Raw genomic sequence first — 19396 nt, 5'->3', positions numbered from 1 at the left:
ACTATTTCACAGTGACGGATACAATGCTCCTACGTTCACGAAGATATTTAGGGAGTGTTCCGGCGGTCAGTACGTCGCTAGTGCACGCTTATTTCCGATTTCAGCCAGGATTTTCTTCAGCCCATTCATCTCATCGCTCAGCCCCTGTTTGGCATCTTCATTCGCATCGTGATTGATGATCCCGATTGTTCCACGGTATTTACTCTTCCAAACCTGACGAATCATCTCTTGCTCAACGTCACCCTGTCCGGTTCTAAAAAACCGGTCGGTAACACCGGTCTTTAACCCCGCGATGTTAAGCGCAAACAGGTGTGGCAATATTTTGGGGAAAAATTCAGAAAAACGTGCGTGGTGTAACCGGGCATGATGGAAGTTATAAACCATGCCAACATTCTCAAGATCCACTTCTTTAATAATCTCAAGTTGGTTTTCCGGCTCACCAAACCAACCGCCGTGGTTATACAATGCCACCTGGCACCCAAGCTCGGCGGCCCGTGCCGCTATATAGGCTATGGGCTTGCGCATGGCCGACACTTTATCCTGCTGGCTGAGTTCACCAAAACCATCCCATTCGCCCATCAACAGCCAAATCTGGGGGGTGACTCGATTACGTGCTATGAAATCGAAAATCTGCCGGATATAGGGATCACTTTCTGGATCGTTGCCTGACATCATCCAAAATGCTTCCAATTTAATTCCATACTTATTGAGCGCACGTAGCTCGTCATCAAACGTTGGGATATGTTCTTCGCGCCAATCGTACGCCAGCTTCGTTATGCCAAGGTCTGCCAACATTTTTGCCCGTTCTTCCGGCCCCCGGTGCTTGGCGTCAAAGGGCACGATGCACCATGCGGCAAGATTCTGTTTTGCAAATACATTTTTTTTAACCGGATGGTCGTTTGGCACCTTAAATCCGGCCAGTGAGGTCGTGGCCAAGACAGCCAAAATAAAAAACCAGGTTGTTTGCGGTTTACCCTTTCTTTTTGGTTTCATAATTGTTCTTATATGTTAGTTAGTTTATTTGATAAGCAATGCATATGTGCTTCGTAATTCATCTTCCTTTTCCACGATTGCCCGGAAGATGGCTTAACGCCCTAAGTATCTTATGCAATCCCTTCCGTTCGGAAATTAACGCTTCCTCGGCGTCTCTGTCCGATCGGTGATTCTGGATACTCATCGGACCGTCGTACCCGCTGTTGACAATTTGTTGCAGCAGCCTATATTCCATATCACCCGTACCCAACGGGACAACTTTTACCTCGTCGCCGCTGGCGAGCCCCACCACATTTATACAAGAAAGATAGGGTTTCATCTTCGGATAAAATTCTGAAAACCGCGCTAGGTGATGCCTTCCATGCTGAAAGTTATACACCATTCCCACGTTGTCCAGTCCCAAATGTTGGATAACCGCGATTTGATTTTCCGGCTCGCCAAACCACCCTCCGTGATTATACAATCCGACGCTACAACCCAATTTCCTGGCTCGCTCCGCTACGTAACGAATAGGTTCCGAAATTGTGGCGATTTGCTCCTGTCTCGACATTTCTGAAAAACCTTCAACCAGGTTCTCATACCCCGCAAACCAGCCCGGCAGATACCAAAGTTGGGTTTTAATATGATTCCGCTCCAAAAAAGCGAACACTTGCTGAATATGTGGTTCGTTGGCAGGATCGACATTCGACGGCAGCCAAAACGCAAAAAGATCAATTCCGTGCTGTTGAAGCGCTTCCCATTCTTCGTCAAAGGTTGGGATATACTCGTCACGCCAATCGTATGCCAATTTGGTTATACCGAGGTTTGCCAACATCGCTGCTCGGTCTTTCGGAGTGCGTTGTTTGGCGTCGAAGGGAACAATGCACCAAGCTACCAAGTGCTCCCGGGAAAACGCTTTGTTGTTGGGCGCCTGGCCATCTACCCTTCCAACAACCAGCATCAGCACCGTTCCGATTAGTAATCCATACCTGGTGAAAATTATTGCATTCATCTTCGTAAAATATCGCATCACCGCAGTTATCTTGTTAACAAACTATCCGATAGGGCAAAAGCCACATACGCATCGCCGGTGGCCGTACCCAGCTTGCCGCCGCCGGTTGCCGGGATAATCACGTATTGCTTACCACCTGCACGATACGTACTCGGTACTGCATAGCCACCGAATGGCAGTTTTGTTTCCCACAGGATTTCCCCCGTGTCCTTATCAAATGCCCGGAAGCGCTCATCGCGGGTAGCCCCCACAAACACCAACCCACCAGCGGTAACCATACTACCGCCGAAGTTCTCGGTACCGGTGATGGGAATACCCTTGGCCGTCAACTCTGGATACTCACCCAGGGGAACTTTCCATTTTATCTTACCGGATCCTAGGTCAATAGCATTTAAGGTACCCCAAGGCGGGGCAGTTGCCGGATATCCTTCCTCATCCAGAAATTTCGTATAATCTATGGCGCGATAATACGGCTTACGGGCCGACTCATTTTCACCCTTACTCGCCGTTTCGATATCCAGCAGATAGGAGGCGATCAGTTGCACGTCGTCTTCGGGCAGGTGCGCAAACGGTGGCATGGCGCCCTTGCCTTTTTTTATGATGTCGACAATGTCCTGCTTCGTATACGTTTCCGAAAGATCTTCCAACTTAGGTATCCCACCCCGTCCTTTACGGTCGGCTGCATGACAGTTGACACATCCGCTGACGAGGTAGACATTGCGGCCAGCATGTTCTTGTCGGTCTTTCGAGGACGCCAATGGGTCCGTCGCGTTAATATCCCGCATAGTGATGTGCCAAGCTAGTTCATTGGAATTAACGTACATCACATTGTCGACGGGATCATAGGATCCGCCGCCCCATTCCGCTCCGCCATGTATGCCGTAATAGATCACGCCCTTGGTGGAAGGAGGAATAAACCAACCCACATCCGCACTCTTAAACCGCTCCAACGCGTAAGCATGCGCCTTTTCACTGATACGGGTTAAGTCGTCGGCAACGACGACCTGTTTAGAAAACGGTTCCGGCCATTTGACAAAGGGCTGCGTAGGATAGGCGTACTGTCCGGGCAAGGTACTCGGAGGAACAGGACGTTCCTCCACTTCCGATAGCAACTCGCCGGTTACCCTATTGAACATTAACAGGTTTCCGGTCTTGGTCAGCTGCACGACACCGGGAATTTCCCTTCCGTTTTTCCTGAGCGTAGTCAGAATGGGAGCACAGGGCAGATCCAAATCCCATAGATCGTGATGTATCGCCTGATAGTGCCATCGCCTTTCACCTGTTTTCGCATCAAGCGCGACAATCGAATTACCAAACAAGTGCTCGCCTTCGTTATTGGGCCGGTAAAAATCATCTTTGGGTTGGCCGGTCGCGAAATAAACCAGCCCATTTTCCGGATCTACACTTAAGCCGCCCCAAACGTTTACCCCTGCGCCTGTCTTCCAAAAATCCGCATTCCCCCAGCTTTCATATCCGTATTCGCCGGGCTGCGGAATGGTGTGGAAAATCCATACGCGCTCACCCGTATACACGTTGAAAGCACTTACGTTCGCCGGGGAAGCCCACGTCATGGCGCCTACAATCACGAGGTCGCCAACCGTCACCGGGGCCCCGGGAGCGGTAATTCCCATTTTTTCAGGTGGTTTCACCAAACCATCGTTCAACGAAATTCGGCCCCGATCGCCAAATTCAAGCACGGGTGATCCGTCTTGTGCGTATATAGCATTGAGAAAACCTCCACTCGTAAAAAAGATACGCTCACGCTCATTTTTCTTACGCCAAAAGGAAATTCCGCGGTTGATTCCCCCGAATTGTTCGCCTTCCCTTGCGGGATTGAATCGCCAAATTTGCTCTCCTGTGGCACCGTCAATGGCTATAACTTCCTGAAGTGGGGTAGTAACATAGACGTTGCCATCCACGATCAGTGGATTCATCTGAACATTTCCGGAAGTTACTCCGGAATTAAATACCCATGCCACCTCCAGATCGGCAACATTGGACCTGTTGATTTGTCCCAATGACGAATATTTGGTCTGACCCGCGCTGCCACCGGGATAGGCCCAATCAGATTCCGAAAAGGTATCGGGCGGTTGGCAACCCCATACCCCCAATGCCGAAATACCAACGAATAGGATGAATCGCATGTGATCGAAAAATCAATTGTGTATCGGTTTATGCGGGAAATTGTAATCCCATCTCCACGTGTCAGCCATATGGGGATACTTTTTTCTGCAGGCCAGGTATTCTTTAATCATGCGTTGCATGGTAGGGCTAAGGGTTTCGATATAATAGGGCGTAAGCAACTGTTCATTCAATAGGTAAAAATGCCAGGTAGGCGGGTAAGCCGCGCTGTGGTAGCCCATGTGCAGCGTCCGCCGCGGGACTTTCATGGTTTCCGTATACCCTCGATGAATTAAGTTATTATTGTAGAGAACTGCTTGTCCTGCTTTGAGAGAAACCGGAATTCCTCCCGGCATTTCTGCACCGATCGGGGCGTAATGTTTTGAGCCTGCAAACGCCTCGTTTTCCTCGGGTGTATTGGGACGATTATGGCTCCTCGGCACTACCCATAACGAGTTCTCTTCGACCAGCGGTAAGTTTATTTGCACGCTGTTATGGAAGCGTTCTTTCGAGAACAACCAATCGGCTATTTCATCCTCGGGGATCTGTATCACATCGCGGTGCCATCCCAGCGAATAGGAGGTTCCTTCGTTAGCGGCCAATATCGACGCATTGTTGATGATGAGATCAGGGCCGATGATTTCCTCAACCGCTTTCAAGATAACCGGATGGTGAAACGCGTGAAGAATGGGTGCAGTACCTTCTTTGGTTAGCAGGTGAAAATAGTATTGCCGTGCCTCCCGACCGAATTCTGCCAGGTCATCGCCCAGGTGCTGAAACGATGCGCTGTGCTTCTTCGTGTCCGCTGCTTTCACTTCAGGGTTTAACAACTGGTCCATAAGAACCCTAAACTGGTTGATTTCCAAATCGGTAAGCACGTCGATAATAACATATCCTTCGGAAAGGAATTGGTCTTTAAGTGATGTTTTCATATATCTTTTTCCTTTGATTGTCTTAACTAATATTCGATGGTTACGGTCTTTTGTTCGGTTGCGGATTTCAGACCGGCTTCCAGTACTTTGAGGATCGCAACGCCATCCGAAAAATCAGGCTTAATTGCTGTACCCTGTCCCAACGCAGTAACGAAATCAGCGACCGCATGGATAAAGGTGTGTTCATAACCGATAATATGTCCGGCGGGCCACCAGTTTTTTATATACGGATGGCTTTCATCAGTTGTCAGCAGTGTACGGAATCCGCTCAATCCATCTGGATCTCGGTTTGAAAAATACCGCAACTCATTCAGCCGTTCCAGATCGAACGTGACGGCACCATCGCTTCCGTAAATTTCGAAAGACAGCTTGTTCTTACGACCATTGGCAAACCGGGTGGCTTCAAACGATCCGACGGCCCCATTTTTGAAATTGACGAGCATGAGCGCTGCATCTTCTACAGTGACCTGCCCCATGCCCGTGCGCGAGGCTTCGGCTTTTAGATTTCCCATGGCACCTTCCATAGCCAACGGTCGCTGGTCAATGAACCGCCGTGTTAAGGCCGTCACATCGGTGATCTGCCCAACGAGGTGATGCGCCAAATCCACGCAATGTGAGTTGAGGTCCCATTGCGGGCCGGCTTGTGCCAATTCGCGCTGCAACTGCCAGGTAAGGGGAAAGTTTGGGTCGGTGATCCAGTCTTGTTGGTATGCGGCCCGCCAATGATAGACAGTTCCTATCAACCCGTCATCAATCATTCGTTTAGCCAGTGCAATTGCTGGTACACGCCGATAATTGTGGTTCAGGTAATGCGTTACCCCACTGGCCTGACATGCCCGCAACATCTCCTCGGCCTGTGCACTGGTCATTGCCAACGGCTTTTCGCAGAACAGATGTTTTCCAGCCTTTGCAGCCGCCAAAGCAATTTCTGCATGCAGGTGTTGCGGTGTTGCAATGTCAATAACATCGATATCATCCCGTTCAATAAGGCGCCGCCAATCCGTTTCCGTTTCTTCCCATCCCCATTTGTCGGCAAATTCCGTTAAGCCGTCCAGATGCCGTCCGCAAGCCACTTTGAGAACCGGTTGAAACGGGATATCAAAGAAAAGTGACGCCTTTTTCCAAGCATTGCTATGGGCTCGCCCCATAAATTTATACCCAATGATTCCGACGTTTAATTGTCTCATAGTTGTATGCTTAAAGTTGTATGCTTAAAAGGTTGTGATTTTTCGCAGTTCCGCGATACTTTGGCGTACCACTTGCTCCTCCTGATTGCGGTAGTCCGGATGAAGAAAATCGATCTCGACCGCCAAAAATCCTTCGTAGCCCTGTGCATGGAGAATTTCAGCTATTTTCCGGTTATCAATCATTCCCTGATTGGTTGGCACGCATGAGAAAAAATACCATTCATTCGCCGGCACTCCTTTGACGGGAAGCAAATCCTTGATGTGGGTGGCGTACACATAGGGCGCCAGCTTTTCCATGGCTTGGATCGGATCGTCCAGGACCCTTAAGAAATTACCCGTGTCAAAGTTCACACCGAAATAAGGTGAATTTACGTGGCGCACCAGCTGCAAAATTTCGTCGGCATTATAGTCGATATGATTTTCTACCGCCAGTTTTACCTCATATCGCTCAGCTATTTTAGTTGCCTCTGCAAACTGTTGTCCCAATTTTTCGAGTTGGGGCCCATGCGGCTCAAACCGGAAAAGAAGACTGCTACCTACCACCCGCATTACTTTTGCACCGATCTGACTGGCATATTCAATATGAGCCAACATTTCGTCGTAGGCCCCGGGGTTTTGGCCTCGTTCTAATCCATCGGGATGGCCCCAGGCGTATACCCGATCCATGCCGGCGCTGTCAAGTATCCCTTTGACAGCCTGCAAATAATGCGCGTCAAATTTTGGGAAAAAACACGATTCCAGCGAAAGTCCGTCTATGGGCAATTCGATTGCTTTTTCCAGAAATTCGTCAAAGGATAGTAAGCTTCCAGGCTGATCTTGTTGCGGATATACCTCCCCAAACAGTCTATGATAACAATAGCTATCGATACCGATCTTCATAATTTAAATTGTAAAAAAGGTTAGCAATCACGTAAATCAAAAAATAGTGAACGTTAACTATTTGGTTTTAAAAAAAGAGGCTGTTAGCCTTAAAAATAGTGAACGTTCACCTTATGCCGCGAATATAACTATATTTTTTTTAAAACCTAAATTTTTACCCATTTTTTATGTATAATTGATTAATTTACTTGTATTTTTGTCGTATCTAACCGCCTTGTCTTTGTACCGGTTAGCCAATAATGATCATTTGCAATGAAAAAAAATCCCGTTGGCATTAAAGATATTGCCCTACACGCTGGCGTTTCCACCGGCCCTGTTGACAAAGTACTCAATAACCGGGGAGGGGTTTCAAAAAAGACAGAAGAGCGGATTTTAAAAGCCATAGAAGAGTTAGGCTATACGCCGAACATTCTGGCGAGCCGCCTGAAATCGGCGAAGCAATATTCGATTGCCGCGCTGCTTCCGGAAGCCACGCCGGACATTCCTTATTGGAAGGAGCACGAACGTGGCTTTGCCGACGCTATTAACGAACTTAAACCATACGGTTTCCAGATCGAGGTCCACCGGTTTCATCAAAATGACAAACAGGCATTCGTGACACAAACAGCATCGATCTTGGAAAACAACTACGACGGTGTATTCATGGTTCCCATTTTTGCGGCCGAAACCCTAAAATTTGTGCAGCGCCTTAAACGAGCCGGTACGCCGGTCATATTCTTTGATACGCAATTGCCCGAACTTCCTAATATCCCGTTTATCGGCCAGCATTCTTTCGACAGTGGCTTCCTCGCCGGCGAATTACTACACAAATCCGTATCTCCTTCGTCAACGCTCCTGATCATCTCGCTTACACAAGAACAGGATAATCACTTACATTTTACCAGTCGGGAAAACGGTTTCAGGGAGTTTTTCAAATCAAAACAGCGATCCATTATAAAATATGAAAGTACGTTGGCCAATGAACACATTGAAACCGAACTCTCGGGATTAATCGCTGCCAGCCCCTTTGTCGAAGGAATATTCGTTACCAACGGTATCCATCGCGTTGCCAGCGTATTCTCACCCGAAAAAAAGCACATTTTAATCGGTTATGACCTGATTGAGGAAAACGTCAAATATTTAACAAATGAGGTAATCGATTTCCTTATTTCGCAACAGCCCTACACGCAAGCTTATGCGGGCATCCACTTGTTTTATGATCTGCTGATTTTAAAAAGAACCATCAATAAGAAGACGTATCTTCCGATCGACATCGTGATGAAGTCTAACCTGAAGTATTATAACCATATCGGTCACGGTGCCTGACAGCTCACGCGTTAACCAGCGGAAATACCCGCATCAACGTATCCAGCCTTTTTAATATACCACCACTTCATCGGTAAGCAACAATTCATGCTGTACGTTGGTCGCGACGATGCGTAGGTAGCGGGCCGTCTGCGGAACTTCGAAATTGAATTCAAAAGTTTTGGTTACAGGAAACCGCTCTTCCGGAGATACGGCGTTGGCCACAACACCCGCTTCACGGAAATTTTTGCCGTTATCAGACAGCAATACCTTTACCTCCCCGGGGAGATATGCATTCACAGCTCGATCCTGCAGGAACCCGATGGCTACGCTGTGCAACTCCTCGCGTCGCTCAAAATCGATGGTCACATCTACGTGGTTTCGGAATCCTTGCCATTGACCGTCGTCGGCCTGGCGCCCGCCCTTACTGCCATTTACCAACGTGCGGGCTTCCTCCGCCGCATAAGTATCCCAAGGCGTCTGATAGGAAACCGTTTTGCCGATGGCTTTATGAACATCAGCCTTGGCCGTCGTCACCGATCCGACGCGACCCGAATCGACGAAGTATGCCGCCTTGACCGTAGCCGGTATAGATAGCTCGATGGGCTCGGCATACAAGGCTGATTTTGCATCCGGGTCCGTACCATCGGTCGTATAGCGGATACCGGGTCCGTATTGTTCGGTAGACATGGAAACCGTGTTGGTTAGGGTATCCGGATTGAACCGAACCGCGATATCCACCCGATATGAGGGGCGGTAGTAATTAACATGAAATTTTTGCAACAACGTATAATGTTGTTGCAATCGTTCGTAGAAATCGTTCCAATCCCGTTGCCCCGGATTGGACCACACCACTTCGGCCAAAGCCAGTGCGCGGGGAAACGCCATGTATTCCACCTGTTCCGACGTTGGCATGTACTCGGTCCAGATATTACCCTGTGCTCCTAAAATATGTGCTACCTTATCTGCCGCAACCCCTTTGGGAATGGGTTCATATTCGTACACCTTACGTACCGGGATATAGCCCCCGATCGCCTCGGGCTGCGTTCGCGGATCACTTTGGTAATAATCGAAATAAAGATGGGAATTGGGGGTCATAATCACATTGTGGCCTGCATTGGCCGCTTGGACTCCGCCTTCTTCTCCGCGCCAACTCATCACCGTCGCACCCGCCGGGGCGCCTCCCTCCAAGATTTCATCCCAGCCGATCAATTTCTTTCCCTTTGACTGCAGAAATGATCCGATACGCTTTACCGCATAACTCTGCAACTCATCCACTGTCTTAAGGCCCTCTCTTTCCATCAACGCCTGGCACTTCGGACAGGCCTTCCAGGATTCCTTGCTTACCTCATCTCCACCGATGTGGACATATTCCGACGGAAAAACAGCGATTACTTCACTCAGCATGTTGGTCAGAAACGTAAAGGTCTCCTCACTACCGACACAAAATTCGGCGTGCTGATAAGGGCTTCCCGAACACGATAATTCCGGATACACAGCCAGTACTTCCTCGGAATGGCCCGGCATCTCAATCTCCGGAATGATGGTAATGCCTTTTTTTGCGGCATACGCAACCAATTCCCGCGCTTCATCCTGCGTATAGTACCCACCGCTTGCATTGGGCTCCCCTTCATTCAAATACCTGCGCCCATTTTGCCACCAATCTTTCCACGGGACGTGTGTTCGCCAAGCCGCCCTTTGGGTAAGCTCGGGATAACGCTTGATTTCCAATCGCCAGCCCGCGCCATCCGTAAGGTGCCAATGAAGCGTATTGAATTTATAGAGCGCCATCAGATCGATGAACTTCTTGAGAAAAGATAACGGATAGAAATGCCTCGAAACATCCAAAAGGAGCCCACGATACGCAAAACGTGGCTTGTCCTCAATCATCATCGCCGGCAATATCCGGCCATTGGGCTGGGTATATGCCAATTGCAGCAATGTCAATATCCCGTTAATAACCGCGGCCGGCTGATGCGCGGTGATCATGATGCCTCCGGTGTCTACCGTCAACCGGTATGCGTCGGCCGGAAGATGATCCTCTGCGCGGGCCCGGATGAGCCGTATGCCACCCTCCGGTATCCGTTTATGGGATTTGATACGTTCAGCCGGCGTAAAGTTCGCATAAGGATGTTCGGCGAGCAACGAAGCGACATCTGAAAATTCATCAAATGCATACACCGGTGTAACCGAAGGAAATACAAACTCGCCTTCGTGAATTTCTAGGGTATTGGGCCGGGGAATGAGAGCTATCTGATTTTGACCAAGGGCAGGTATCACCGCCGTAGACGACAACACCAACAAACCCAATATCAATCTGCGTGCATATTGAGTCATGCGATCTGTTTGTTTTAGTGTATCTGAGACAAACTTACTCAAAATGCTTATATTATCCAATTATCGTAGTGCGCCATAATTAGAAACACCCCAATCAACCCCGGTTCGGCACTTCCTTAATACGCGGAGAACCCTTGAATGCGGACATGCAGTGAATAAATTATGGAAAAATATATATTATTGTAGCAAAATACCTTCGTTATGAATCTTCCTTACTTGGCGCTATTACTAGTAGTTTGTGTTAACCAGCGGAATCGGCCGGACATACCATCGCCTTTATTTCCCGGACCAGAGGAATATACGTTTGCATCCACCCCCTCCTGGGCAGATGAGTTTAACTACGATGGTCTACCCGACGAAACGAAATGGGGGTATGACATCGGGGCAGATGGCTGGGGTAACAATGAACAACAGTACTATACCGAAAAACGCCTGGAAAATGTGCATGTCGGTGGCGGCCTGCTTACCGTCACCGCGATCCGCGAACCCTACAAGGGGTCGGCCTACACGTCGGCAAGGTTGGTAAGCCGGGGAAAAGCCGACTTCCGTTACGGAAGATTTGAAGTAAAAGCCAAATTGCCATCTGGCGTAGGTACCTGGCCCGCAATATGGCTGCTGCCTACCGACTGGGCGTATGGCGGGTGGCCGGCTTCAGGTGAAATCGACATTTTAGAGCATGTGGGCCATGACCCCGATGTCGTTCACATCAGTGTGCACACCGACGCATATAATCACGTCAACGGAACACAGAAAACCGCAAAAAAAAGAATCGAAAATGCGACAGCCGACTTTCACGTTTACCGGGTGGATTGGACCCCCACTTACATCCGCGGGTACGTGGACGACGTACAAATCTTCACTTTTGCTAATGAAGGGACCGGATTCCGCGCCTGGCCTTTCGACAAGAATTTCCATTGGCTGATCAATATCGCAGTGGGTGGCAATTGGGGAGGTTTACAGGGGGTCGATGAAATGGCCTTTCCGGCCCAATTGGAAGTGGACTACGTCCGGGTATATGACTTGATTGAAAACTAACGTGTACTTGACACAGCTTCGCAAGACTCTGTTAAAAAATGTAAAAATTGTTAAAAACGTTAAATACCTATATGTCTGCTGATTAGACGATTATTTTTGCATCAACTTAATCAGTAAACCATGGAAAATAACACGTTACTCGTATGGCTGCTGTTACTACCTGTACTCGGTGTCGCTCAACTCAACCGGCCAGCTACTTATCATACGACAATCCGCGAATACTACTCCACTGCGGTTGGAGACACATTTACCGTTGCCATGCAATTGCCCGAAGATTATCATTCGGATAGCGACCAACGCTACCCAATCGTGCTGTTGGTAGATGGCGACTTCTATTTTCCATCCATGGCTCCGCTTGTCAAGCAGCATGAAATGACCGGACTGTTGCCCCCGGTAATTCTGGTGGGCATCGGCTATGGCGATTTTAAAAAAATGGATTCACTGCGTGTGAGAGACTTCCTCTATCCCCAGTCCTTGGAATCGGATGAAATAAAAGCTTCAGGTGGAGGATTGAACTTTTTCAAATTTATAAGTACCGAATTGCTACCCCAATTGGAGGGGGAATTACGGGTAGATACCGCACAGCGTACATTAATGGGGCATTCATTCGGCGGTTATTTTGCGTTAACGGCCATGCTTCAACAGGCACAGGAGGGAAAAACGATATTCTCGAATATCGTCGCGGCGAGTCCTTCCCTTTGGTACCATGATTTTTATCTCAATCAGTTGCCAGAGAAACTGGCGTCCCTCAAGCCGGATACCCGTCTGAATATCGTGTTAACCGCGGGCAGCTTGGAAAATAGCGAGTGGACCGTTGACCCGATCTACAACTTGACCATGGCCTTTAAAAATCAAAACATCGACAGTTTATACCTGGATACCTTTATCTACAATTTCCTCGATCACATGGACACCGGCCAATTAAGTTTTATCAAGGGACTGCAACGTTTTTACAGTCCCTTGATTACTCAATGATTACCGCAGTGCCGCTGGCAGTAACCATCAGCATGCTTCCCCCACTGCCTACGGTTTCATAGTCAAGATCGACGCCTACCACCGCATTTGCGCCCATAGAAGCTGCATACTGCTGCATTTCGTAAACGGCGGTCTCTTTGGCTTCCCGCAATATTTTTTCGTAGGATCCCGAGCGGCCACCGACAATATCCCGTATTCCAGCGAAGATGTCACGGAAGAAATTTGCTCCGATAATCGTCTCCCCGCTTACCAAACCTATATACTTGGTGATTTTTTTTCCTTCTACCTGATGAGTTGTTGTAACAAGCATAGCAATCAATTTTTACTATTGGATACCCGCCCGTGGCAATTGTTACAACATCAGGGAGTGATCGGGGAGCTTCGCACGGATCACTGACTAATCAATCCGTTGGAAGTTGCCCTCCTTGTCAAATTGCAACTCCATACCGTTAGACAGCTTGATCTCCTGGCCCCGGTCATCCTTTTCCCAGTCCCGTATAAAATGATCTGGATAATGCGCGTGGACATAAGCCAATAACTTGGGCGGAACAACGCTATCCGGCAGTCTGTTCGGGCTTTCTATGCCAAGAATGTTTCCATGTTTATCAAAATCCAGGTTGTATCCCTCGCTCAGATAGACATCATAAGAAGTCCTCAAATCGTCACGTTCTTTTACCACTTGGAGGATTTCATGTTCCGGGAAATGCTGTGTGATAAACGATTGAGCCGGCCCCGGAAGCCGATCGGTAGAAACCACCTTTTCTTTTTCACAACTAACAACCAGCATCGCTGCAACACTCACCAAAACCACTAAATAGTTTACTTTTTTCATGATTAAATATTTTGTTATGCCTGATTTTATACCAAGACAACGCAAAGGCAGTTTACCCTTACTGCTTTCATGAAAAAAACTATTTAACCACTTTTTCAAGTATGTCAATGTATAACCGGATGCCTTCATCGATTTCATTTATATGAATGAATTCATCGGCCATATGCGAGCGGGCCGAATCGCCCGGCCCGAGTTTAAGCGAGGGAATATCGAGTAAAGCTTGATCGCTGGTGGTGGGTGATCCGTAGGTGGTACGCCCAAGCGCAAGGCCCGCCTGCACAACCGGATGGTCCTTGGGAATGGATGAAGGCTTAAGCCTAACCGAACGGGGCTGAACCTCGCAATGTACATGGTCGCGGATAATTTCGAGCACTTCTTCATTGCGATATACATCCGTTACCCGGACATCTACCACGAACTCGCATGTGGCAGGTACCACATTGTGTTGAGATCCCGCGTGAATAACGGTAACACTCATTTTGATCGGCCCGAATTCTTCCGATTCTTTCGGAAACCGGTAGGTAATGAACCATTCGATATCTTTGAGTGCTTTGTAGATGGCATTGTCTCCCTCATCGCGCGCAGCATGGCCGGCCTTGCCATGCGCTACACAATCCAGTACCATCAGGCCGCGTTCCGCAACGGCCAACTGCATCAGCGTAGGCTCACCTACAATGGCAAAGTCCAACGATCCTAAATCGGGAATGACCGATTCAAGTCCGTTGATACCGGAGATTTCCTCCTCGGCCGTAGCAGCCAGGCAAAAATTATATTGGAGTCCTTCTTGTGGGTAAAAATAAAGAAAAGCCGCTATCAATGAAACAAGGCATCCCCCTGCGTCATTGCTTCCAAGTCCGTATAAAATGCCGCCCTCGACATCCGGTGAAAAGGGGTTGCGTGTATACCCCGTGTTGGGTTTTACCGTGTCGTGGTGAGAGTTAAGTAAGATCGTCGGTTTGGCCGGATCGAAAAATCTGTTATAGGCCCAAACGTTGTTCATCTTTCGGTAAGTTCGCACGCCCCGTTGCTGCAAAAACCGCTCTATCGCATCACCTGTCTGGTTTTCTTCTTTACTAAACGACGGAATGCGGATGAGATCTCGCAGGAGGGAAATGCTTTCCTGTACCAGCTTGTCAATCATTGTAGAGCCCTCCCGCCTTCAATGCGGACAATTTGATACCCTTGATAAAAGCAGAACTGAACCCATTGTGTTCCATTTCATTCAATCCAGCTATTGTACAGCCTTTGGGTGAAGTGACTTTGTCAATTTCTCCTTCCGGATGGCTTTGTGTTTGCAGTAGTAAGTCTGCCGCTCCTTTTGCCGTTTGAACCGCCATTTTTAACGCATCGTGCGCGTGAAAGCCAATTTCGACGCCTCCCTGTGAGGCCGCCCGGATCGCACGGAGGAAGAAGGCAATGCCACAGGCACACAACGCTGTCGCCGAGGTCATCAGGTCTTCGTTGATTGTAACCACTGAACCAACCGTTTCAAACATCTTCGTCACCCGCTCCAACTGTTCGTCGGAAGCATTGTCCGAAGCAATACAGGTCATGGATTGACCAATCGCTATCGCTGTGTTCGGCATAGCTCGGATCACCTGGATGTTGTTCCCCAACTTATCTCGCACATCGGCACACGTAACACCCGAAATCACTGACACCACGATCTGCTTTTCAGGTACGACAGCGGGAGCAATTTCTTCCAGGACTTTCTTCAATTGCTGCGGCAACACCGCGAGTACAATAACATCGGCGTCATAGATCGCTACTTTATTGTTGTCACTCACCTTAAAACCTTTCGCAGCCTCCTCGCCCAACGATCTGAGGTTCCTCCGGGTCAAGGTGATATCTTCAGCCTGGCAGTAAGCCCTGTTTACCAAGCCCTTGGCTAACGAAAGGCCAATATTTCCGCTTCCTACAATCGTTATCTTATTCATTTTTCACATTATATATCGTATACCAGCTAATCCGGTATACCAGATTTTCATCCGATGTCTACAGCCGTCCCTAACGCACTAACCTCGTTCCGAAGTGCTGCTCTCGCAGCAGATGGAGGTCGTCTGCGTGGCCAATGCATACTTCACTTACCCCTTTGCCAATAGCTTCGAATGCGTTATGTAGTTTAGGTACCATCCCATCCGCGATGACTCCTGATGTTTTTAACTGCTCAAACTCACCGGCCCGGATTTCGGGAATCGCGGAGTTTTCATCGTTGATATCGCGAAGTACCCCTCGTTTCTCAAAGCAATAAACCAAGGAAGTTGCATACCGATCGGATAGGGCTATGGCCAATGCCGAGGCAATCGTATCAGCATTGGTATTAAGCAGCTGCCCATGTCCATCATGGGTGATGGCCGAGAACACCGGAACAAAGCCCGCATTCACGAAAGTTGCAATCGTATCGGTATCCACCGAATCAGGTAAGATATCTCCTACAAAACCATAATCGACTGCACCTACGGGGCGCTTTATCGCTCGGATGGAATTGCCGTCAGCGCCGCTTAATCCCACGGCATTGCAGCCACGAGCCTGCAAATCAGCTACCAGCTGCTTGTTGGTCAACCCGGCATACACCATGGTTACTATGCGCAACATCGCCTCATCGGTGATGCGCCGGCCATCGACCATTTTCGCTTCGATACCCAAATCCGCCGCCATCCGGGTTGCGATCTTTCCTCCGCCGTGAACTAAAATTTTGTAACCACGCAGGCTTCCAAAACGCTCCAAAAAGCGTGTCAATCCTTCAGAATCGTCGATGACGTTACCTCCGATTTTGATAATCCACAATTTTTCCCGCATACCTCTTTTAGTTATCCGACGGCTAGTTGTTCGAGCATGCGTTTTAGCACGGCTTGTGCCGCCCACACACGATTACCCGCTTCTTGGATTACCAATGCGTTGGGGCCGTCTAACACTTCGCTGGCTAATTCCACATCGCGACGTACAGGTAGGCAGTGCATGACTTTGGCGTCGTTCGTCAAGGTCAACTTATTTTGGTCGATCATCCATCGATCATCAACCGAATGGATTTTACCGTAATCCTCGTAAGCCGACCAATTTTTCACATAGACAAAGTCGGCATCTGCTATTCCCTCCTCCAAGGAATGGGTAACGGCGGCGCCGCGTGTAAATTCCTCCGCAAGCGCATACCCCTGTGGGTGTGCAATCACAAAATCTACCATTCCCTCAACCTGTGCCCTGCACATCCACTCCGAAAACGAATTCGGGACTGCCTGCGGTAGTGCCTTGACGTGGGGAGCCCAAGCCAATACCACCTTGGGCGGTCTGGTTATTTCCGACCAGCACTCGCGTATGGTAATTAAGTCCGTAAGGCTCTGCAAGGGATGGCGGGTTGCACTTTCCAAGCTAATCACCGGCACCTTGCAAAAGCGAATAAATTTCTGAAACAAATCTTCGCTGTAATCTTCCTCCCGATCCTGCAATTTGGGAAATGACCGCAACCCCAGGATATCACAATACTGTCCCATTACCGCCGCAGCCTCCCGGATATGTTCCACGGTACTCCCGTTCATGACAACCCCGTCTTTGGTTTCCAGTGCCCACCCTTCTTTATCCATGTTTATGACCATGACATCCATACCTAAATGGATGGCAGCCTTTTGGGTGCTCAGTCGCGTACGTAAACTGGGATTAAGAAAGACCAAGCCCAATGTCTTCCGCTTACCCAGGTATTCCGAGGCAAAGGGATTGTTCTTGAGCTGCAAAGCTTCGTCTACCAATTGAGGTAAATTATCTACATCTGCTACAGAAAAAAAATGTTTCATCCGAAATACGTATTGATCTATGATCTAAAATTCCTTTAACCGCTCATCCAGTGCCTCCAAAAACCGATCCGCGTCGCCTTTCGTCATTGTCAGCGCCGGCAGCAACCGGATTACGTTTGGTTTGGCTTCGCCCGTGAAGATACGGTTTTTGGCTAACAAATCTCGCCTGATTGTGCCGAGCTCCTCCGGAAGGTCGATGCCGATCATCAGTCCCCTGCCCCGTACTTCCCTGATGGCAGTAATCGTTTTCAATTCGCCGATGAGGTAGTTACCTACCTCGGTTGCACGTTGCATCAACGCTTCTTCCTGAATAACTTCCAACACGGCCAACCCGGCCGCACAAGCTAAGTGGTTCCCACCAAAGGTGGTGCCCAACATGCCGAACCAAGGTTTAATGCGGGGTGAAATAGCGATGGCACCAATGGGGAAACCATTCCCCATACCTTTGGCCATGCTGTAGATATCCGCTTCCACTCCCGCATGATCATGTGAATAAAACCTTCCCGTGCGCCCGTATCCGCATTGCACGGAATCGGCGATAAACACCGCACCGTATTGGGTAGTTAATGCCCGGATCTTCTGTAGAAATTCGCTAGAAGCCACCTGTATTCCCCCGACTCCCTGTATGCCTTCTATAATTACCGAAGATACCTCACTCCCATAGGTGGAGAAAGCCTGTTCCAATGCTTCCACATCATTGAAAGGCAAAAAAACAACATGATCGGTCTGGTTCACGGGTGCAACGATTTTCGGGTTATCGGTAGCAGCCACCGCCAAGGAAGTGCGTCCATGGAATGCGCCTTTAAAAGCAATTACCTTTTTCCGCCCGTTATGAAAAGAAGCCAATTTCAACGCATTTTCATTTGCCTCGGCACCCGAGTTACATAAGAATAATTGGTAATCGGACTTACCCGATACTTTTCCAAGCAAATCGGCCAATTGACGTTGCAATGGCATTTCCACGGAATTCGAATAAAATCCGATTTGCGCTAATTGCTCCGTGATGCGTTTCAGGTAATGGGGATGGGTATGGCCAATGGAAATCACCGCGTGGCCACCGTACAAATCAAGGTACTCATTTCCCTGGGCATCCCAAACGGCGGTGCCTTTCGCTTTCGTTATCGTTACCGGGTTAATCGGATATACATCAAATAGGTTCATGTTCAATCGTTATAAATATGAGAAAATATACTGAGCTATTAATCCAGCGGGGGCAATCGAGCCACCATACAAAAAAACCCGTTTTTCGAAATCAAAAAACGGGTTCCACTCATTCCTGAACTAATTCGCTTAGTCTTCCTTCTTATCTTCTTTTGGAGTTTCTTCCGTTTCGGGGGCGGCCTCTTCCGCATCAGCAGCCTCCTGTTCGCCGGCAGCCTCTTCTGCAACCGGTTCTTCCTGAGTTTCCGCCTTCGGTTCCTCGGCTACCTCTTCAACGACGGTAGCTGCGGCAGCGTCTGCTCCGGATTTTTTCTTTCCACCGCGTCGTCGCGTAGATTTCCGTTCGGTAGCTACGCCATCCTTCTTATATACCTCGTTATAATCGACCAATTCGATAAACGCCATCTCTGCGTTGTCACCCAAACGGTTTTCAAGTTTAATGATACGCGTATATCCGCCCGGACGGCTGGCAACCTTCTCGGAAACCTCCCGGAAAAGAATCGTTACCGCCTCTTTATCCTGCAAGTAGCTGAATACCGTCCGGCGTGAATGGGTAGTGTCATTCTTTGACTTCGTAATTAACGGCTCCACATACTGGCGTAGCGCTTTGGCTTTTGCCAATGTGGTCGTAATGCGCTTGTGTTTGATCAGCGAAGTTGCCATATTAGCCAACATCGCCTTGCGATGACTTGCTGTGCGGCCTAAATGGTTGATTTTCTTTCCGTGTCTCATTTTAATCTAAAAATTTGTGCATACCGTTCTTTCGAAATTAAAAGTCAAAAGTTAAAAGTCAAAAAAGTGCACTTCGCCCAATTTTTTACTTTTTCTTTCTTACTTTTTCCTTTGCCAAGAGGAATTATGCAGCAGGTCGCTAATTATTGTTT

The 19396-nt window shown here is 48.6% G+C and carries 18 protein-coding genes; 3 read left to right on the top strand and 15 right to left on the bottom strand.

What is annotated here, in order from left to right; all coding sequences use genetic code 11:
• Positions 1-66: 66 nt before the first annotated feature.
• The 6 genes from ACFQRK_RS12885 to ACFQRK_RS12860 are packed head-to-tail and all read right to left on the bottom strand — an operon-like array spanning position 67 to position 7103.
• The gene (locus ACFQRK_RS12885; protein ID WP_379007257.1) at positions 67-993 is read right to left on the bottom strand and encodes a sugar phosphate isomerase/epimerase family protein; all 927 of its coding nucleotides are present in this window, start codon (positions 991-993) and stop codon (positions 67-69) included.
• Positions 994-1051: 58 nt separating this feature from the next.
• Entirely contained in the window at positions 1052-1984 is a 933-nt protein-coding gene (locus ACFQRK_RS12880; protein ID WP_379007254.1) for a sugar phosphate isomerase/epimerase family protein, read from the bottom strand.
• Positions 1985-2010: 26 nt separating this feature from the next.
• A complete protein-coding gene (locus ACFQRK_RS12875) occupies positions 2011-4128 on the bottom strand; it encodes a PQQ-binding-like beta-propeller repeat protein (RefSeq protein ID WP_379007252.1) in 2118 nt (705 codons plus the stop codon).
• 12 nt (positions 4129-4140) lie between these two features.
• Positions 4141-5037, bottom strand: a complete 897-nt coding sequence (locus ACFQRK_RS12870; protein ID WP_379007250.1) for a phytanoyl-CoA dioxygenase family protein — start codon at positions 5035-5037, stop codon at positions 4141-4143.
• Between the two features lie 26 nt (positions 5038-5063).
• Positions 5064-6224, bottom strand: a complete 1161-nt coding sequence (locus ACFQRK_RS12865) for a Gfo/Idh/MocA family protein (RefSeq protein ID WP_379007248.1) — start codon at positions 6222-6224, stop codon at positions 5064-5066.
• Between the two features lie 24 nt (positions 6225-6248).
• Positions 6249-7103, bottom strand: coding sequence for a sugar phosphate isomerase/epimerase family protein (locus ACFQRK_RS12860; RefSeq protein WP_379007245.1), 855 nt, complete (start codon positions 7101-7103; stop codon positions 6249-6251).
• Positions 7104-7355: 252 nt separating this feature from the next.
• Here ACFQRK_RS12860 and ACFQRK_RS12855 point away from each other — a divergent pair, with 252 nt between their 5' ends.
• Positions 7356-8408, top strand: coding sequence for a substrate-binding domain-containing protein (locus ACFQRK_RS12855; RefSeq protein WP_379007244.1), 1053 nt, complete (start codon positions 7356-7358; stop codon positions 8406-8408).
• Between the two features lie 51 nt (positions 8409-8459).
• On the opposite strand, the gene ACFQRK_RS12850 is transcribed toward ACFQRK_RS12855, so the two are convergent.
• The gene (locus ACFQRK_RS12850; RefSeq protein WP_379007242.1) at positions 8460-10724 is read right to left on the bottom strand and encodes a family 20 glycosylhydrolase; all 2265 of its coding nucleotides are present in this window, start codon (positions 10722-10724) and stop codon (positions 8460-8462) included.
• 201 nt (positions 10725-10925) lie between these two features.
• Here ACFQRK_RS12850 and ACFQRK_RS12845 point away from each other — a divergent pair, with 201 nt between their 5' ends.
• The gene (locus ACFQRK_RS12845; RefSeq protein ID WP_379007239.1) at positions 10926-11759 is read left to right on the top strand and encodes a family 16 glycosylhydrolase; all 834 of its coding nucleotides are present in this window, start codon (positions 10926-10928) and stop codon (positions 11757-11759) included.
• Between the two features lie 120 nt (positions 11760-11879).
• The gene (locus ACFQRK_RS12840) at positions 11880-12734 is read left to right on the top strand and encodes an alpha/beta hydrolase (protein ID WP_379007236.1); all 855 of its coding nucleotides are present in this window, start codon (positions 11880-11882) and stop codon (positions 12732-12734) included.
• Here the strand turns inward: ACFQRK_RS12840 and ACFQRK_RS12835 are convergent.
• From ACFQRK_RS12835 to rplQ, 8 genes are all read right to left on the bottom strand, one after another.
• Complete coding sequence (locus ACFQRK_RS12835; protein WP_379007235.1) at positions 12724-13044, bottom strand: heavy metal-binding domain-containing protein; 321 nt, start codon at positions 13042-13044, stop codon at positions 12724-12726. The two genes, ACFQRK_RS12840 and ACFQRK_RS12835, sit on opposite strands and share 11 nt — an antisense overlap.
• Before the next feature lie 87 nt (positions 13045-13131).
• Complete coding sequence (locus tag ACFQRK_RS12830; RefSeq protein WP_379007232.1) at positions 13132-13566, bottom strand: PepSY-like domain-containing protein; 435 nt, start codon at positions 13564-13566, stop codon at positions 13132-13134.
• Positions 13567-13645: 79 nt separating this feature from the next.
• Positions 13646-14707, bottom strand: a complete 1062-nt coding sequence (locus ACFQRK_RS12825) for a M20 family metallo-hydrolase (protein WP_379007229.1) — start codon at positions 14705-14707, stop codon at positions 13646-13648.
• The gene (gene proC / locus ACFQRK_RS12820) at positions 14700-15503 is read right to left on the bottom strand and encodes a pyrroline-5-carboxylate reductase (protein ID WP_379007227.1); all 804 of its coding nucleotides are present in this window, start codon (positions 15501-15503) and stop codon (positions 14700-14702) included. The genes ACFQRK_RS12825 and proC overlap by 8 nt, the downstream gene beginning before the upstream one ends.
• Before the next feature lie 70 nt (positions 15504-15573).
• Positions 15574-16365: an acetylglutamate kinase gene (argB, locus tag ACFQRK_RS12815; protein ID WP_379007225.1), complete on the bottom strand. Its 792-nt coding sequence runs from the start codon at positions 16363-16365 to the stop codon at positions 15574-15576.
• Positions 16366-16376: 11 nt separating this feature from the next.
• Complete coding sequence (locus ACFQRK_RS12810) at positions 16377-17351, bottom strand: acetylornithine carbamoyltransferase (RefSeq protein ID WP_379007224.1); 975 nt, start codon at positions 17349-17351, stop codon at positions 16377-16379.
• A gap of 24 nt (positions 17352-17375) precedes the next feature.
• Positions 17376-18512 (bottom strand): aspartate aminotransferase family protein, encoded by a 1137-nt coding sequence (locus tag ACFQRK_RS12805; RefSeq protein WP_379007221.1) that lies wholly within the window; start codon positions 18510-18512, stop codon positions 17376-17378.
• Between the two features lie 129 nt (positions 18513-18641).
• Positions 18642-19244 (bottom strand): 50S ribosomal protein L17, encoded by a 603-nt coding sequence (gene rplQ, locus ACFQRK_RS12800; protein ID WP_379007219.1) that lies wholly within the window; start codon positions 19242-19244, stop codon positions 18642-18644.
• Positions 19245-19396: the final 152 nt, after the last annotated feature.

Source organism: Parapedobacter sp. GCM10030251, assembly GCF_042666505.1.
In the GTDB taxonomy this organism is placed as follows: domain Bacteria; phylum Bacteroidota; class Bacteroidia; order Sphingobacteriales; family Sphingobacteriaceae; genus Parapedobacter.
The sequence above is the reverse complement of the archived record's forward strand: the minus strand, read 5'-3'. Positions and strand labels throughout refer to the sequence as shown.

Excerpts from the sequence above, each read along its gene's own strand:
- ACFQRK_RS12875 (WP_379007252.1), bottom strand. The coding sequence starts at position 4,128 with ATGCGATTCATCCTATTCGTTGGTATTTCGGCATTGGGGGTATGGGGT.
- ACFQRK_RS12880 (WP_379007254.1), bottom strand. The coding sequence starts at position 1,984 with ATGAATGCAATAATTTTCACCAGGTATGGATTACTAATCGGAACGGTG.
- ACFQRK_RS12870 (WP_379007250.1), bottom strand. The coding sequence starts at position 5,037 with ATGAAAACATCACTTAAAGACCAATTCCTTTCCGAAGGATATGTTATT.
- rplQ (WP_379007219.1), bottom strand. The coding sequence starts at position 19,244 with ATGAGACACGGAAAGAAAATCAACCATTTAGGCCGCACAGCAAGTCAT.
- ACFQRK_RS12810 (WP_379007224.1), bottom strand. The coding sequence starts at position 17,351 with ATGAAACATTTTTTTTCTGTAGCAGATGTAGATAATTTACCTCAATTG.
- ACFQRK_RS12845 (WP_379007239.1), top strand. The coding sequence starts at position 10,926 with ATGAATCTTCCTTACTTGGCGCTATTACTAGTAGTTTGTGTTAACCAG.
- ACFQRK_RS12855 (WP_379007244.1), top strand. The coding sequence starts at position 7,356 with ATGAAAAAAAATCCCGTTGGCATTAAAGATATTGCCCTACACGCTGGC.
- ACFQRK_RS12805 (WP_379007221.1), bottom strand. The coding sequence starts at position 18,512 with ATGAACCTATTTGATGTATATCCGATTAACCCGGTAACGATAACGAAA.
- argB (WP_379007225.1), bottom strand. The coding sequence starts at position 16,365 with ATGCGGGAAAAATTGTGGATTATCAAAATCGGAGGTAACGTCATCGAC.
- ACFQRK_RS12885 (WP_379007257.1), bottom strand. The coding sequence starts at position 993 with ATGAAACCAAAAAGAAAGGGTAAACCGCAAACAACCTGGTTTTTTATT.
- proC (WP_379007227.1), bottom strand. The coding sequence starts at position 15,503 with ATGAATAAGATAACGATTGTAGGAAGCGGAAATATTGGCCTTTCGTTA.
- ACFQRK_RS12850 (WP_379007242.1), bottom strand. The coding sequence starts at position 10,724 with ATGACTCAATATGCACGCAGATTGATATTGGGTTTGTTGGTGTTGTCG.
- ACFQRK_RS12830 (WP_379007232.1), bottom strand. The coding sequence starts at position 13,566 with ATGAAAAAAGTAAACTATTTAGTGGTTTTGGTGAGTGTTGCAGCGATG.
- ACFQRK_RS12860 (WP_379007245.1), bottom strand. The coding sequence starts at position 7,103 with ATGAAGATCGGTATCGATAGCTATTGTTATCATAGACTGTTTGGGGAG.
- ACFQRK_RS12835 (WP_379007235.1), bottom strand. The coding sequence starts at position 13,044 with ATGCTTGTTACAACAACTCATCAGGTAGAAGGAAAAAAAATCACCAAG.
- ACFQRK_RS12825 (WP_379007229.1), bottom strand. The coding sequence starts at position 14,707 with ATGATTGACAAGCTGGTACAGGAAAGCATTTCCCTCCTGCGAGATCTC.
- ACFQRK_RS12865 (WP_379007248.1), bottom strand. The coding sequence starts at position 6,224 with ATGAGACAATTAAACGTCGGAATCATTGGGTATAAATTTATGGGGCGA.
- ACFQRK_RS12840 (WP_379007236.1), top strand. The coding sequence starts at position 11,880 with ATGGAAAATAACACGTTACTCGTATGGCTGCTGTTACTACCTGTACTC.